The following is a 17,175-nucleotide window of genomic DNA, read 5'->3' as shown; positions in this document are numbered from 1 at the left end:
TCAAAACGCTGATTTGATAAAGTGCGCTCACTCAAAAAAATTGGTAAGACCAATTTACAACGGAGCTGAGCGCCTGATGGCCTATAGTAAAATTAATCAGCCAAAAATTTCTGATGTGATCATGGCGCAATTAGAGCAAATGATCTTAGAGGGGAGTTTACAGCCCGGTCAGAAGTTACCGCCTGAACGCGAACTGGCGATCCAGTTTGAAGTGTCTCGACCTTCTTTGCGTGAAGCTATTCAAAAGCTTGAGGCAAAAGGACTGTTAATGCGCCGCCAAGGCGGTGGTACTTATGTCAAAGAACAACTCTGGCAGACCCTTGCCGATCCTATTGTTGAACTGATGAATTCAGATCCAGAGAGTCAGTACGACTTACTGGAGTTCCGCCATGCCACCGAAGGCATGATGGCCTATTTTGCGGCCCTGCGTGGTACCGACGCCGATATGCAAAATATCAAGCGTATGATCCTCGAGGTGGAAGCCGCCACCGATATCGAACAAAAAGCTGCTGCGATTGTGCGTTTTTATCGTGCTGTGGCGGAAGCGTCACATAACGTGGCTATGTTACACCTCGTTCTTAGTTTAACCCCTGTGCTGCATCAAAATGTGGCGCAAAACCTGGAGCTTTTAAGCCGCCGCGAAGAAGCTTCTACTATGGCTAACGATCACAGACGGGCCTTGCTCGCTGCCATCGTTCGTCGTGATCCCGACGCCGCCAGAGAAGCCTCGAATGAACACTTAAGTTACATCGAAGAGGTGATGTTATCTGTGCGGGAAGAAGATAGCCGGTTGCAGCGAAGCTTGCGCCGTTTAAAGAGTGGCGCTTAAGTTCTGTGATTTAGCTGCCAGCTAAATCGGAATATGCCGCAAACACCATTCATTATCATGTATATAGAGAAGGACAGTGTCATGTCTGAAGATATGCTACAAGACGTAGATCCGTTAGAGACTCAGGAATGGGTTGATGCCCTGCAAGCCGTGTTGGAACAGGAAGGCCCAGAGCGCGCGCATTTTTTACTAGAAAAGCTGATCGATAAAGCGCGTCGTAATGGCACTCACTTGCCTTATAACGCCACAACGGCTTACCTGAACACTATCCCTGCGGGTCAAGAGCCGCACATGCCTGGCAACCAAGAGATGGAACGTCGCATTCGCGCCATCATCCGTTGGAACGCTTTAGCTATGGTGCTTCGTGGTTCTAAGAAAGATTTAGAATTAGGCGGCCATATTTCAAGCTTCGCCTCAAGCGCGACTATTTATGACGTATGTTTTAACCACTTCTTCCGCGCACCCAATGAAAAAGACGGTGGCGATTTAGTGTATTTCCAAGGCCATATCGCCCCTGGTATTTATGCGCGTTCATTCTTAGAAGGTCGCTTAAGCGAAGACCAACTGGCTAACTTCCGTCAAGAAGTGGATGGCAAGGGTCTGTCTTCATACCCACATCCAAAACTGATGCCGGATTACTGGCAATTCCCAACAGTTTCTATGGGCTTAGGTCCTATCCAAGCGATTTATCAGGCGCGTTTCCTGAAATATCTGACTGACCGTGGTCTGAAAGATTGTTCAGCACAAACTGTTTACTGTTTCTTAGGTGACGGTGAGTGTGATGAGCCAGAAGCCTTAGGTGCGATTGGTTTAGCGGCCCGTGAAGAATTAGATAACTTAGTCTTCATCGTTAACTGTAACTTACAGCGTCTTGATGGCCCTGTACGTGGTAACGGTAAGATCATCCAAGAACTTGAAGGCGAATTCCGCGGTGCAGGCTGGGAAGTCGTTAAAGTGATTTGGGGTCGTTACTGGGATCCATTATTGGCCCGTGATACAAGCGGTAAGTTACTGCAGTTAATGGAAGAAACCGTTGACGGTGAATACCAAAACTGTAAAGCCAAAGGTGGCGCTTATACTCGCGAACACTTCTTTGGTAAGTATCCTGAAACGGCCGAAATGGTGGCTAACATGTCAGATGATGACATTTGGCGCTTAAACCGTGGCGGTCATGATCCAGTGAAAGTGTACGCTGCCTTAGATCACGCACAAAAAACCAAAGGTCGCCCAACGGTGATTTTAGCTAAAACCGTAAAAGGTTATGGCTTAGGTGATGCGGGTGAAGGTAAAAACATCGCTCACAACGTGAAGAAAATGGGTATCGAGTCTATCCGTTACTTCCGCGATCGCTTCAATATTCCGATCCCAGATGACCAGTTAGAAGATCTGCCTTTCTATCACCCAGGTCCAGATTCTGAAGAAGTGAAGTACATGATGAGCCGTCGTGAAGCGCTGCATGGTAGCGTGCCACAACGTCGTCAAAAGTTCACCGAAGAGATGGAAGTGCCGTCACTGAAGATTTTCGATTCGATTTTACAGGGCTCTAACGGCCGTGAAATTTCATCGACTATGGCATTCGTTCGTGTTCTGACTGCTCTGCTGAAAGACAAGAAAATTGGCAAAAATATTGTGCCAATTATTCCTGACGAAGCTCGTACTTTCGGTATGGAAGGTTTGTTCCGTCAAGTGGGTATTTATGCTCACGAAGGTCAAAAATATATTCCGCAGGATTCTGACCAAGTTGCTTACTACCGTGAAGATAAAACCGGCCAAGTATTGCAAGAAGGGATTAACGAACTCGGCGCTATGTCTTCATGGGTATCAGCAGCGACGAGCTACTCAGTCAACGATACACCTATGATCCCGTTCTACATCTACTACTCAATGTTCGGTTTCCAACGTATTGGCGACATGGCTTGGGCTGCGGGTGACATGCGTGCTCGTGGTTTCTTAGTCGGTGGTACTTCAGGTCGTACAACGCTTAACGGCGAAGGTTTACAGCATCAAGATGGTCATAGCCACGTATTGGCGAACACTATCCCTAACTGTATTACTTACGATCCAACCTACGGCTACGAAATCGCCGTTGTGGTACAAGATGGTATCCGTCGTATGTACGGCGAAAATCAAGAAGATATCTTCTACTACTTGACCACAATGAACGAAAACTATGAGCAACCAGCCATGCCAGAAGGCGCGGAAGTGGGCATAGTGAAAGGTATCTATAAGTTAGAAACGGTTGCGGGCTCAGGTAAAGGCAAAGTTCAGTTAATGAGCTGTGGCACTATCCTTGAACAAACCCGTAAAGCGGCGCAAGCACTGGCGAAAGACTTCGGTATTACTGCCGACGTATTTAGCGTAACTAGCTTCAACGAATTGACTCGCGATGGTCAAGCCGCTGAGCGTTGGAACATGCTGCACCCAACCGAAACGCCAAAACAAGCCTATATCAGCCAAGTGATTTCAAGTGATGCACCTGCAATCGTCGCGACTGACTATATGAAGATTTACGGCGAACAGTTACGTGCTTATATTCCTACCGATTACAAAGTGTTAGGTACTGACGGTTTCGGTCGTTCAGACAGCCGCGAGAATCTGCGTCACCACTTCGAAGTGGACGCTAAGTTTATCGTTATTGCGGCACTGAAATCACTGGTTGATCGCAAAGAGCTGCCTGTCGATGTGTTAGCAAAAGCCATTAAAGAATATGGTATCGACGCTGACAAGATCAATCCACAGTACGCGTAAGAGGCAATGAAAATGGCTGAATTAAAAGAAGTTTTTGTTCCTGATATCGGCGGCGATGAAGTGCAAGTGATCGAAATTTGTGTGGCTGTGGGTGATACCTTAGCTGCAGAAGAATCGATTCTTACCGTCGAAAGCGACAAGGCGACTATGGATATTCCAGCGCCTTTCGCCGGTGTTTTAGCCGAATTGAAAGTGGCTGTGGGCGATAAAGTATCTGAAGGTACTTTGATTGCTATGATGCAAGCGGCGGGCGCGGCAGCTGCCGCTCCGGCTCCAGTTGCAGCACCCGCTCAGGCGGCACCAGCATCTGCTCCAGTTGCAGCACCCGTTCAAGCGGCTCCTACTGCTTCGGCTCAAGCCGTTGAGACCAAAGTGGTTGAAGTGACAGTACCTGATATCGGTGGCGACACTGATGTATCGGTTATCGAAGTCTTGGTTGCTGTCGGTGACAAGATTGAAGTTGATAGCGGTTTAATTACCCTAGAAACAGACAAAGCGACGATGGACGTGCCATCACCTTTCGCGGGTGTGGTTAAAGACGTTAAAGTTGCGGTTGGCGATAAAGTGTCGCAAGGCTCTTTAGTCATCATGCTTGAAGTGGGCGGCGCTGCACCTGCAGCCGCGCCAACTGTTGCTGCCCAAGCTGCTCCTGCCGCTACGGTAGCGCCAGTGGCCGCAGCACCAGCTGCACCAGCTGCACCAGCGGCAAGTGTGGTTGCGGTAAAAGAAATTCAAGTGCCGGATATTGGCGATGCTAGCAATGTCGATGTGATCGAAGTGCTAGTCTCTGTCGGTGATGAAATCACTGCCGACCAAGGTTTGATTACGCTTGAAACTGACAAAGCCACCATGGAAGTGCCTGCGCCATTTGCCGGTAAACTGCTGTCTTTGACGGTTAAAGTGGGTGACAAGGTTTCTCAAGGTAGCGTCATTGCGACGATTGAGACGACTTCTGTTGCAACAGCAAGTGCTCCAGCACCTGCTGCACAAGCGGCGGCTCCTGCTCCAGTGAGCGCGGCGCCCGTTGCTGCACCTGCAAGCCGTCCACCAGTACCCCATCACCCAAGCGCAGGTACACCTGTGTCTACCGGTGCGGTACATGCGTCTCCTGCAGTACGTCGTTTAGCCCGTGAGTTTGGTGTCGACTTGACCCAAGTGACAGGTTCTGGCCGTAAAGGTCGCATCATGAAAGAAGACGTGCAGGCGTATGTGAAATACGAATTGTCGCGTCCGAAAGCGACTGCTGCAACTTCTGTTGGTTCAGGTAACGGCGGTGGTCTGCAAGTGATCGCGGCACCTAAAGTTGATTTCAGTAAGTTTGGTGAAGTGGAAGAAATCCCATTAAGCCGTATCCAGAAGATTTCCGGCCCTAACTTACACCGCAACTGGGTAACTATCCCTCATGTGACTCAGTTCGATGAAGCTGATATCACTGAAATGGAAGAGTTCCGCAAGCAGCAAAACGATGTAGCGGCGAAGAAAAAAGCCGATTACAAGATCACGCCTTTAGTGTTTATGCTGAAAGCTGTGGCTAAAACGCTGCAACAGTTCCCTGTGTTCAACTCTAGCTTAAGCTCTGATGGCGAATCACTGATCCAGAAGAAGTATTTCCACATCGGTGTGGCGGTTGATACGCCAAACGGTTTGGTTGTGCCAGTCGTGCGTGACGTGGATAAGAAAGGCATTATCGAGTTATCTCGTGAACTGGCTGATATCTCTATACGTGCCCGTGATGGCAAGCTGAAATCTGCTGATATGCAAGGTAGCTGTTTTACTATTTCAAGTTTAGGTGGTATTGGCGGTACGGCGTTTACGCCTATCGTGAACTACCCAGACGTGGCGATTTTAGGTGTGTCTAAATCTGAAATTAAGCCTAAGTGGAATGGTAAAGAGTTCGAACCTAAATTGATGTTGCCGCTGTCACTGTCATACGATCACCGTGTGATCGATGGTGCCATGGCTGCACGTTTTAGTGTGACGCTGTCAGGAATTCTGTCCGATATTCGTACTTTGGTTCTGTAAGCATATAAGGCTGCTCATCTTGAGCAGCCTTTTGTTTATTGTGATCAGTATCAAACACAGGTTAAAATGCGCCCACCTTACGCGCTGGCGCATTTTCGGTTGGCAGGATAGCTCCTCCAACGGATTGAATGAGAATTAGAGGAAAACATGAGTAACGAAATCAAAACTCAGGTAGTGGTATTAGGTGCAGGTCCTGCAGGTTATTCTGCGGCTTTCCGTGCTGCTGACTTAGGTCTGGAAACCATCATAGTTGAACGTTTTAGCACTTTAGGTGGCGTGTGTCTTAACGTGGGTTGTATCCCATCTAAAGCCTTACTGCACGTTGCTAAAGTTATCGAAGAAGCCAAAGCGGTTGCCGCTCACGGTGTGGTCTTCGGCGAGCCAACTATCGATTTAGATAAGTTACGTGGCTTTAAAGAAAAAGTCATTGGCCAATTAACTGGCGGCTTGGGCGGCATGTCCAAAATGCGTAAAGTTAACGTGGTTAACGGTTTTGGTAAATTCACTGGCCCTAACACGCTAGAAGTGACTGCTGAAGATGGCACTGTGACTAAAGTGACTTTCGAGCAAGCGATCATTGCTGCGGGTTCTCGCCCAATCAAACTGCCATTTATTCCGCATGAAGATCCACGTATTTGGGATTCGACTGACGCATTAGAACTGAAAGAAGTTCCAGGCAAGTTGTTAGTGATGGGGGGCGGTATTATCGGTCTAGAAATGGGTACTGTGTACGCTTCTTTAGGTAGCCAAATCGACGTGGTTGAGATGTTCGACCAAGTGATCCCTGCGGCTGATAAAGATGTGGTTCGCGTATTTACTAAGCAAATCAAGAAGAAGTTCAACCTGATCCTTGAAACTAAAGTCACAGCGGTCGAAGCCCGTGAAGACGGTATTTATGTTTCTATGGAAGGTAAGAGCGCGCCAACTGAAGCAGTTCGTTACGATGCCGTATTAGTGGCTATTGGCCGTGCACCTAATGGCAAGTCGTTAGATGCTGAAAAAGCAGGTGTTAACGTTGATGAGCGTGGCTTTATCAAGGTTGATAAGCAACTGCGCACTAACGTACCGCACATCTATGCAATTGGTGACATCGTTGGTCAACCAATGTTGGCTCACAAAGGCGTGCACGAAGGCCATGTAGCGGCTGAAGTTATCGCTGGCATGAAGCACTATTTCGATCCAAAAGTCATCCCATCAATTGCTTACACTGACCCTGAAGTAGCTTGGGTTGGTCTGACTGAGAAAGAAGCGAAAGAGCAAGGTATTGCTTACGAAACCGCAACTTTCCCATGGGCTGCAAGTGGTCGTGCTATCGCGTCTGATTGCTCTGAGGGCATGACTAAGCTGATTTTCGACAAAGACACTCACCGCGTGATCGGTGGTGCTATTGTGGGTGTTAACGGCGGCGAGCTGTTAGGTGAAATCGGTCTAGCGATTGAAATGGGTTGTGATGCTGAAGATTTAGCATTAACCATTCACGCTCACCCAACACTGCACGAATCAGTCGGCTTAGCGGCTGAAATGTACGAAGGTTCTATTACTGATTTGCCAAACCCAAAGGCAAAGAAAAAGTAATTTAGCTGTCGATTAAAAAAGCGCTCACTTGAGCGCTTTTTTATTGCCTGTATTTTTTTGTAACTTTTATGTAAACAAGCGGGTGAATTGAAGGGATTGAGCTGCTACAGTACAGATATACCCAAGCGACCTCAAAATACGAGTTTCAGAGCGCCGAGGGTGCTTCAATTCAAGGCGCATCAATGAAAAAATGTAGCTACCTTTTGAATTGATGCAACACGGAAGTGGAGTGCCCTGGGTGCTCCGTCCCGGCGGGTTTTAACGCACTTTATGCGGTGTTGGCTATTTTTGACTTAGCCCACTAGGCCTGCAAATAGCCGTCTTGCCTAAAGTGCGTTAAATTCCCGCTGAATCCTGCATTTTGAGGTGGTTTGGGTATATGTATGAAGTAAGTTGTCACATGCAAACAAAAATAATTAGAACAATTCTGACATGTTTCATCCTTTCACTGATTAGCGTCCATTCGGCTTGGGCGGGCGGCTTTGTGCAGCGTGTTTTTACCGATAGAGACGGTTTAGCTGTCACCAGCATCCGAGGTTTAGCCTTAGATGACTATGGTTTTGTATGGGCAGCGACTGAGCAGGGCTTGTATCGGGTCAGTAATTCTAAGGTGCGGCGCATTGATAAAATTGGCACGGAATCACGGCTTGCGGATGACTTTTTAACGACAGTGGTGAACATCGACCGAGACAAGTTATTGGTCAGCACCAATGCCGCGATTTACCTTTACGATATAGTACAAAATCAATTTACCGCGTTTGGTTCTCCCTATCTATTCCCGCAGTTTCCAGGTGGTGCGCTGATCTCGGCAGCCCGCAAGAATAGCAAAACATGGCGATTATTAATTGATAATGGTCAGATCTATGAGTTTTCCCCTTCAAAGTCAGAACTGCGCCTTATTACTCAATTAGCTGTTAATCGTGACCTTCCTTGGCGCAAGTTATTGCTTATGCCCAATGGACACATGTTGGTTGCGGGGCAGTTGCAACTAGAGCTCCTCGATAACAAGGGCGAACGGCTGTTCCAATACTCTTGGACCGAATCTATGGGCAGTATTCTCGATATGTTGGAGGATACTCAACATAGGATCTGGATTGCGACAGGGCGTGGTGTTTATCAATTAGATCAAATCGCTCATCAAATTACACCTGTGCCAGAATTACCCGATTGGAGCACAGCGATCATTGAAGATGCTAAAGGGTATTTGTGGTTTGCCAGTCGTATTGGCTTGTTAAAATGGTCGCCTGAGACGCGGTTGATTGAGAATTATCAGCAAGAGTTGAAGGCTAAGGCCAACATGGAAACGCTGAAAGCCATGTTGTTTGATGATGCAGGCTTGATGTGGGTTGGAGGCTCTGGTGATGGATTGGCATTGTTAGCGTCACCGCCTGATTTCATTCTTGATACTTATGCGGCAGATGAACCCTATCAGCTGAGCGATGCCATGACTTGGTCTGTACATGCCAGTGATGAAGGGGTTTGGCTCGGTTCTTCTAGTTTAGATTTTGTTGCTAAGGGCAGTAAAAAAGCGGTTAACATTCCGATTGAGGGGTTTAATCCCCACGAAAGTATTTATGATATTAGTGAGTTTGAGGACCATTATTTACTGATCTCAACAACCAGTGGTCTTTTTGTTATTGATAAAGAGACCTTGCAAGGCAGCAGTTTTTCTAAATGGACTCACGGTCAGGATGACTTTAAAAATAAGCTCATATATAAAACTTATCGGGATCCCAAACTGAAAGGACGCGTCTGGATTGCGACTACCACGGGACTCTATTTTTGGGAAATGGGACTCTATGAGCCCCAGCCATTTGATATTGATAAGTCATCGAACGAATTTGATGGCCCTAAGCGGCCAGTGATCCGCACGATTTATCGTACCTCTGACGGTCGTCTTTGGGTTGGCGGTAAAAAAGTCTTTGGTTACATAGACAGTCAAAACGAGTTTCATGATCAACGGCACTTATTTAATGCTTTTGCGGCGCAACCAACGATTAGCCATATTGAAGAAATGTCCCCGGGAATTATCTGGTTTGGTTCCTATGAAAAAGGTTTGTTTGAATATAATCAGCAGGCGGAATCGTTAGTTTCACTGACTTCCGAATGGCAATTAAATTGTAGTTCAGTGTTTTTTATTCAAAAGACCCCTAAGTCAAATCTTGTGGGTTGTGCTGATTCTTTGATTCGTCAGGATATTCAAACTGGCAATATCGCCATGTTTAATCAACTCGATGGTTTGATTTCCGATGAAATGAACGAGGGCGCTTATTTTTATTCGCCAAAAACAGGCTTTTACTTAGGAACACCTGAAGGTGTGATGCGACTCGATGTCAATAGGCTGGTCAATCGTATAACCGATGACCATGTGATGCTTGAATCTGTCTCTGTGTACTATAACAACACGACAGAAGTATCCTTGTTGCCGCGTAACCTGATGACCATCAAACCCGATGCGAATATGGTGAGTTTTCAAATCACTAACTTAGATTACCTCGATGATTCGCCAATCCAATTTAAATACCGATTACGCTATCAGGATGAAGATAGCCATTATGTCTTGTTGCAGGGGGAATCTCAGATCAACCTCGCAGGATTAGCTGCGGGTGGCTATGTGTTAGATATTTTGAGTCAAGTTAATGGGATATGGTCAGATAAGCCGTTCTCTTATCCTTTTTATGTTGAGCAGCATTGGTGGTTATCCCAAGGTTTTAAAGGTATTTTGCTGCTGTTATTTTCAATTATTGCTTTAAGTCTTGCTTGGTATCGACAACGACAGATCAATACATTTAAGCAGATGAATCTGGCATTAACGGAGAGTGAGGACAGGTTAAGGCAGTCTTTGCGCGGCAGTGACTCAGATCTCTGGGAGTGGCATAAAAATACTCAGGCATTTCACCTTGATAATCGCGGTTCGGTGCTTGGTACGCATGCCAATGAGATTGTGGTGAGCTTAGATGATTTGCCTGTGCATCCGCAGGATAGGGAGAAAGCTCTCGCTCAGTGGGACAACATGATGGCGGGTGAGATTGACCGATTCGAGGCCGAATATCGCTATCAGCGTAAGGACGGTAATTGGGGATGGCTGAGGGTTAGAGGGCGGCCAGTTGCTCGCAATAAGCACTCAAATGAAATTGAACGGGTCGCGGGTATTTATAGCGATATTACTGTGCAACGCCAGCTAGAAGATGAAATTAATTTATTGGCGAAAGCGTTTGGCAATACCTCTGAAGGTGTGTTGATTTTAGATGTCGAAGGCGGTATTCGCGTTGCGAATTACGCTGCGCAACAAATTATTGGTATAGATTCTGACGACTTAGTCGGGCAACCATTTGCACAATTCGTACAGATGAATGACGGATTAGCATCGGAGATTAAGCAACTTCTCCGTGATAGTCAGTCTTGGACCGGAGAGCGGGAGTTAATCCGCGCCAATCAGCAACTTTGTCCTGTGTGGCTAAACGTGTCGGTGATGCAAAGCATTAACGGGAAAGTAACCCACTATGTGGTGGTATTTTCTGATATTACGGAGCGTAAACGTACTGAAGCCGATTTACGCCGTTTGGCTAATTACGATGTGCTTACTGGGTTGCCAAATCGCTCCTTATTTTCTAGCCGTCTATTACAGTCGATTCAAGCTGCACAACAAACAGGTGAGAAACTGGCGCTACTGTTTTTAGATCTCGATAGATTTAAGCATGTTAATGATTCCTATGGTCATAGCATGGGCGATGCTCTGCTGGTCGAAGCATCAAGCCGACTGCAATCTTGTATTTCCAGCGAGCATTTACTCTGCCGTTTTGGTGGCGATGAATTTGTGATTTTACTCCGCAATGCAAACAGCATTGACGATATTAACCATGTCGCCGAGCGCCTGTTGGAGCAAATTGTCGCGCCTTTTAAGTTATATGGTCGGGAATTTTATATTTCGACCAGCATAGGCATCAGCATTTGGCCCGACGATGCGGTGCAGCCAGAGGCTTTTATCAAGAATGCCGATCTTGCTATGTACCATGCCAAAGAAGAAGGGCGAGGCAATTTCCAATATTATTCCTCGGAGCGTAATGCTCAAGCCCTCTATCATTTACGGCTTGAGGCCGATTTACGCAAAGCCATAGAACGGCAAGAGTTCGAGCTTTATTATCAGCCGCAAATTGATATTTTACGTAACGATAAGCTCATAGGAATGGAGGCATTAATTCGCTGGAAACATCCGCAAGACGGCTTTATTCGTCCCGATATTTTCATTAAAGTTGCTGAGGCTTGCGGTTTAATTGTTGATATTGACCGCTGGGTATTAAGACAAGCCTGTGTGCAGGGGGCCAATTGGACTAAGCGCTATGGCTCGGGCTTTAAGTTGTCGGTTAATATTTCGGCGGTGCATTTTAGGCAGCCAGATTTTATTGAAGATATCCAAAGAATTTTACAAGAAACCCAAATGCCAACAGCATCTTTAGGATTAGAAATCACCGAAGGCGTATTGATGAAGGAGTTGCATGTCGCTAAAGACCATCTTACACGATTGAAATCTTTGGGGATCGAGGTTGCCATCGATGACTTTGGTACTGGGTATTCTTCACTGGCTTATTTGCGTAATTTTGAAGTCAATACCCTAAAAATTGATCGCTCCTTTTTGATTGATATCGCCACTAATACCGCAGATCAGGCGATTGTGAGCAGTATTATTGAATTAGCCCGTAACCTTAAATTAAATGTGGTTGCTGAAGGGATTGAGACGGTTGAGCAGTTAGAGCAAGTATTTAGCCGTGGCTGTTATATTATTCAAGGGTATTATTTTGCTAAACCTATGTGCGTTGATGATTTTGAGCGCTATTTAGAGACAGATAACAAAATCGTCTCTATTGATCATTAAGCTAGAAACATAGTCTATATTTGTACAGCTGATGGGGAATCGTCTTCAGTGGTGATGGATATTTTGTTTAGCGGTTTATTCAATTAAACTTCATCTGTTTGTATAAAGAGTACACAAACTTATCACTAGTCGGTCCAGATAAAATATGACTGACGGTTAAATCGATAAGTTTGTTAATATAACTCGGATTTTTATCCCATAAAAAGTAGCCTCACATGATGCGTCAACTACTCGCTTCTATTATTTTGTGTTTGTGTGTTACCCCGTCTTTGGCTGCAGAGCGCCTTAAAATTGGTGTCGTACTCAGTGGTGGTGGTGCTAAAGGCGCCGCTCATGTGGGCGTGCTCAAAATATTAGAAGAACATAACATCCCCGTTGATTACATCGCGGGCACCAGCATAGGTGCCTATGTCGCTGGCATGTATTCACTGGGTTACAGTGCGAGTGAAGTTGAAGCTATCATGATGGGGGTCAACTGGGACAGTGGCTACTCGGACACCATACCGCGCAATATTTTGAGCTACAGGGATAAACAGTTACGCGACCGTTACAATATTCCGTTAAACATTGGCTATAACGAAGGCCAAGTGAGGGCGCCAAGTGGTCTGCTACGTGGACAGACTATGTCACAACTTTTACGTCAGTCGACAGATCTGGTGCAGCAATTTGGTCATTTTGATGATTTAGCCATTCCCTACCGAGCGGTTGCAACCGACTTAGAAACTAGCTTACCTGTGGTGATTAGTCATGGCAGTATGGTTAAAGCTATGCAAGCGTCTGCAACTGTACCTGGTGCACTTCAGCCCGCACAAATTGAAGGCAAGTTATTGGTCGATGGTGGTATTGCTAATAACATGCCCGTCGATGTGGTTAAGGCCATGGGAGCCGATATTATTATCGCCGTCGATATTGGCTCGCCTCTGGTCAAAAAAGATAAGTTAGACAGTACTATCGCAGTGCTCGATCAGCTCTCTAATTTTTTGACCAATGCCAGCACTGAAAAACAAAAACAATTGCTGACAGATAAAGATGTATTGATCCGACCCGCGATTGACGCCCTCAGCACCACTGATTTCACTATTATGCCGCTGGCATTAACCCTTGGAAAAGAAGCCGCTAATGGTCAGCTTTATAAGTTGAGCAGTATGAGCGTGAGCCCTGAGGAATATGCCGCCTACGTCGAGGCTAAAAAAGCCAAAGGTAAATTATTAATGGCGGATGTACGTCATCCCATTAATGAAATCGTATTTGAAAACCAATCTAAGGTGAGTTTGAATCTCTTGACGGAAACCTTGAATATTAAACCTGGGCAAGCTGTATCTAAAGACGAGCTTAATGAGGCGTTAAAGCGTATTTACTCCCTCAATAAATTTGAACGTGTCGATGCTGAATTTGTAGAAGGTGAGGATGGCCGTATACTCACAGTCACCACTAAGGCTAAGTCTTGGGGGCCGAATTATTTCCAACTGGGCTTTAATTGGGAGGATGATTTTAATTCAGAATCTGCCATCAGTTTTGACATGGCTTATACCATGACTGATTTGACCTTTAATGGTGGCGAGTGGCGCAATGAGGTCAAACTCGGCATTGAAAAGTTGTTTGCAACTGAGTTCTATCAGCCTTTAGACAGGGACCAACAGTTCTTTAGCCGTGCCCGCTATCAATACGATACCCGTGATTGGGACTTATACGATAATAACAGTCGTATCTTAACCTTCGACAAGAAAACCCACACTATTGAATTAGGCATAGGTTATAACTACACCTTACAAGGGATGATTGAGTTAGGCTTAGTCGCAGAGAAGGGGTCGATAGTCAATGATGTTTGGCTAACGCAGGACTTAGATTTTAGTTCCTATGGTGCTTACTTTAGGTTCGGTTACGATAGCTTAGATAGCATTAGCTTTCCAACATCAGGTAATCGCGTAACCTTAAACGTTTACGTGCGCAATGAAGATTTCAATGACAGTATCGACGATAATCAAAACCAATTTAGTGTGCAAATAGAGGCCGACTGGAAAGGTGCCTTGAGTGTCGGTAACCACGCTTTTGTTGGTAAGGCATCAATTGCTACTAACAATAATGATGGGGTCAATACGCTGCATTTATCTGAGCTGGGAGGATTCTTAAACCTGTCTGGTTACCATAAAGACTCCATTATGGGCGCACATAAAGTGTTTGGGGCCTTTATTTATCAATATGATCTCGGGCGTGATGCACTAGGTATGACAGATTATCCTCTATACCTAGGTTGGAGCTTAGAGGCGGGGAATGTCTGGGACGAGCGCACTGACGTTACCCTGACCGATCTGATTTATGCATCGAGTCTTTATATCGGTACAGATACTTCCATGGGACCTGCGGCACTTGGTTTTGGGATCACAGATCTTGGCGATAAGTCTTTCTATTTATTTGTGGGTAAAAACTTCTAGTTTGATATTTGTGTAAAGAACTTAAGGGCATGACTGAGGTTGTGCCCTTACTTTTTGGTCGATGGAAAAACTATAAGCGTCATCCTTATGGAAGTTAGCTTGCCGAAATAGCTAAGAGTGTCGCTAAAGTGTCATATCCTTTTACAAAATCTTACTACTGTGAGGCGTGCCAAGATGCTAAGGTTTTGCGGGAAAAATAATAACTCTCAACGGAAGCTGGGGAAAACAATGAAGAAGATAAGCACACTGGCACTGAGTATCGCCTTGAGTTTAGGTTTAGCGGCTTGTAGTACTGAGCCTAAAACTGAAGCCGTCGCGGTGTCTGGCATTGAATTGCAAAACTTTGATGCCTCAGTTCGCCATCAAGATGATTTCTATTACAGCGTTAACGGAAAATGGTTGGCAAATACGCCTATTCCTGCTGACAAATCTAACTATGGCGCGTTTTCTGTGTTGTACGACCAAAGCCAAGATGCATTGAAGAAAATTATCGACGAAGCGGCCGCTAAAAAGAATCCTGCTGCAGGCTCGAATGAGCAGAAAATCGGTGATTTCAATGCTAGCTTTATGAATACCGATTTGCTTGAAACATTAGGTGTTACTCCGCTTAAGCCATTGCTGGCCGATATCGCTGCCGCAAAAACGCACGCTGACTTACCCGCTGTGATGGGTCAATTACTGACGACGGGTTCTGGTATTCCTTTTGGTTTTTACGTCAATAATGACGCTAAAAACTCAACTCAGTATGCGGTGTATTTAAGCCAGTCAGGCCTCACGCTACCGGATCGAGATTATTACCTTAAAGATGACCCTAAATTTGCCGCTAATCGTCAAGCCATGGCGAAGTATGTGACAGAGATACTGACTGAAGCGGGTTACAAGGACGCTAAACGTGCGGCTAAAAACGTCGCCGACATCGAAATGATGATCGCCAAAAGTCAGTGGAGCCGAGTCGAATCCCGTGATGCCAACAAGGCATACAACAAGTTAGATCGTGCTGAACTGCAAAAGTTAACCGGTCAATTCGATTTTAATGCCTTTGCTGCGAGTGCTGGCTTAGGCGATAAAGTGACTGAAGTGATCGTGCGTCAGCTCTCTTATTTTGAAAAACTCGGCGCCAGTTTCGAGACATTCCCAGTATCGGCTTGGCAGGATTATCTGGCGTTCCACTTAGTGGATAGCTACGCCGAGTTACTGAGTAAAAACTTTGTTGATTTGAACTTCGCCTTTAAGAGCAAAACCTTAATGGGTATCGAAGAGCAGCAGCCACGCTGGAAAAAAGCGGTTGATGGCGCCGACCAAGTGATTGGTGAGTTAGTGGGTGAAGAGTACGTTAAGCAATACTTCAAGCCAGAAGCTAAAGCGCGCATGGAAACCATGATCAAAAACTTGATCAAAGGTTTTGAAGTCAGCATTAATGAACTTGAGTGGATGACGCCAGAAACCAAAGTCGCCGCCCAAGAAAAACTGGCTAAATTTACCTACAAAATTGGCTATCCAGATAAATGGAAAGATTACTCAGGTTTAGATATTAAGGCTGACGAGTTAGTGGGTAACTACATGCGTTACGCTCAGTTTGAATATCAAGACATGATCAACAAGCTAGGCAAGCCAATTGATCGGACCGAATGGGGCATGACACCACAAACGGTGAATGCTTATTACAGTCCAGTTAAAAACGAAATTGTGTTCCCTGCTGCGATTCTGCAACCGCCATTCTTTAATATGGATGCCGATGATGCCGTTAACTACGGTGGTATAGGTGCCGTAATCGGCCATGAAATTAGTCATGGTTTTGATGACCAAGGCGCTAAATACGATGGTGATGGCAACCTGCGTGATTGGTGGTCAGATAAAGACAGAGAAGAGTTCCAAAAACGCGGTAAGCAGTTGTCTGCCCAATACTCAGGTTATGAGGCAATGCCCGGCAAGTTTGTTAACGGTGATTTGACCTTAGGGGAGAACATCGGCGACTTAGGTGGTTTAACCGTAGCGGCACGTTCGTATTTGATGAGCCTTAACGGCAAACCTGCACCTGTGCTCGATGGTTTAACGGGCGAGCAACGCTTCTTTGTGGGTTGGTCGCAAGTATGGCGCCGTAATTACCGTGATGAAGAACTGAGTCGTCGTTTGCTGACAGATCCGCATTCACCGAGCCATTATCGTGCCATGGGTACGCCACGTAACGTGGAAGCCTTCTATAAGGCCTTCGAGATGAAAGAAGGCGATAAAATGTATTTAACACCAGATGAGCGTGTGAAAATTTGGTAATACATTCAGTAGATTGAAATAAGAAAAGCCAGACAATGTCTGGCTTTTTTATTGATGACCATAATCTAGGATGCTGCCGATTAATGTCCGTAACCTAAGGATTCAATTTTTGTGACTTTATTATCAGTGGCATACAGGCGGCGCATTAAGCGTGTTGGTCCAAAGTCATAGGTCCATTCTTGATACTCAGTCGGCAACTTGCTGGGATCGATCACCCTGTCTCCGTTAGCGTTGAGATAAGTCGCGGGCAAACTGTATTCTCGAATATCACTGGGCGAGCCGCATTTATCCTGCACAGTCGTTAAAGTATCGCCCGTATTGATCACTTGTTGTTTACAGTGCATGGTCTCACCTGCACTAGCGGGTAAACAGGTGGACATGAGTATTAAACCCATGGGCAGTATTAAGGATAGGTACTTCACATT

The 17,175-nt window shown here is 45.8% G+C and carries 8 protein-coding genes; 7 read left to right on the top strand and 1 reads right to left on the bottom strand.

Annotated features, from left to right (window positions below; translation table 11 throughout):
• Positions 1-76 precede the first annotated feature (76 nt).
• From pdhR to CKQ84_RS05355, 7 genes are all read left to right on the top strand, one after another.
• On the top strand, positions 77-829 hold the full coding sequence (gene pdhR, locus CKQ84_RS05390; RefSeq protein WP_105250401.1) for a pyruvate dehydrogenase complex transcriptional repressor PdhR: 753 nt from the start codon (positions 77-79) through the stop codon (positions 827-829).
• An 81-nt stretch (positions 830-910) separates the two neighbouring features.
• Positions 911-3,577 (top strand): pyruvate dehydrogenase (acetyl-transferring), homodimeric type, encoded by a 2,667-nt coding sequence (gene aceE / locus CKQ84_RS05385; RefSeq protein ID WP_105250400.1) that lies wholly within the window; start codon positions 911-913, stop codon positions 3,575-3,577.
• A 12-nt stretch (positions 3,578-3,589) separates the two neighbouring features.
• Complete coding sequence (gene aceF, locus CKQ84_RS05380) at positions 3,590-5,599, top strand: dihydrolipoyllysine-residue acetyltransferase (protein ID WP_105250399.1); 2,010 nt, start codon at positions 3,590-3,592, stop codon at positions 5,597-5,599.
• 147 nt (positions 5,600-5,746) lie between these two features.
• A complete protein-coding gene (gene lpdA / locus CKQ84_RS05375; RefSeq protein WP_105250398.1) occupies positions 5,747-7,174 on the top strand; it encodes a dihydrolipoyl dehydrogenase in 1,428 nt (475 codons plus the stop codon).
• A 379-nt stretch (positions 7,175-7,553) separates the two neighbouring features.
• The gene (locus CKQ84_RS05365; RefSeq protein ID WP_173913157.1) at positions 7,554-12,047 is read left to right on the top strand and encodes an EAL domain-containing protein; all 4,494 of its coding nucleotides are present in this window, start codon (positions 7,554-7,556) and stop codon (positions 12,045-12,047) included.
• Positions 12,048-12,262: 215 nt separating this feature from the next.
• The gene (locus tag CKQ84_RS05360; protein ID WP_173913156.1) at positions 12,263-14,479 is read left to right on the top strand and encodes a patatin-like phospholipase family protein; all 2,217 of its coding nucleotides are present in this window, start codon (positions 12,263-12,265) and stop codon (positions 14,477-14,479) included.
• Between the two features lie 228 nt (positions 14,480-14,707).
• Entirely contained in the window at positions 14,708-16,750 is a 2,043-nt protein-coding gene (locus tag CKQ84_RS05355) for a M13 family metallopeptidase (RefSeq protein ID WP_105250397.1), read from the top strand.
• Positions 16,751-16,830: 80 nt separating this feature from the next.
• Here the strand turns inward: CKQ84_RS05355 and CKQ84_RS05350 are convergent, their stop codons facing one another.
• On the bottom strand, positions 16,831-17,172 hold the full coding sequence (locus CKQ84_RS05350) for a DUF2845 domain-containing protein (RefSeq protein WP_028759308.1): 342 nt from the start codon (positions 17,170-17,172) through the stop codon (positions 16,831-16,833).
• Positions 17,173-17,175: the final 3 nt, after the last annotated feature.

Source organism: Shewanella sp. WE21 (assembly GCF_002966515.1).
In the GTDB taxonomy this organism is placed as follows: domain Bacteria; phylum Pseudomonadota; class Gammaproteobacteria; order Enterobacterales; family Shewanellaceae; genus Shewanella; species Shewanella oncorhynchi.
Note: the sequence above shows the minus strand (reverse complement) of the source record. Positions and strands in the feature narration are given on the sequence as shown.

Coding starts and splice junctions, on each gene's coding strand:
- CKQ84_RS05365 (WP_173913157.1), top strand. CDS start 7,554: ATGTATGAAGTAAGTTGTCACATGCAAACAAAAATAATTAGAACAATT.
- pdhR (WP_105250401.1), top strand. CDS start 77: ATGGCCTATAGTAAAATTAATCAGCCAAAAATTTCTGATGTGATCATG.
- aceE (WP_105250400.1), top strand. CDS start 911: ATGTCTGAAGATATGCTACAAGACGTAGATCCGTTAGAGACTCAGGAA.
- CKQ84_RS05355 (WP_105250397.1), top strand. CDS start 14,708: ATGAAGAAGATAAGCACACTGGCACTGAGTATCGCCTTGAGTTTAGGT.
- aceF (WP_105250399.1), top strand. CDS start 3,590: ATGGCTGAATTAAAAGAAGTTTTTGTTCCTGATATCGGCGGCGATGAA.
- CKQ84_RS05360 (WP_173913156.1), top strand. CDS start 12,263: ATGATGCGTCAACTACTCGCTTCTATTATTTTGTGTTTGTGTGTTACC.
- lpdA (WP_105250398.1), top strand. CDS start 5,747: ATGAGTAACGAAATCAAAACTCAGGTAGTGGTATTAGGTGCAGGTCCT.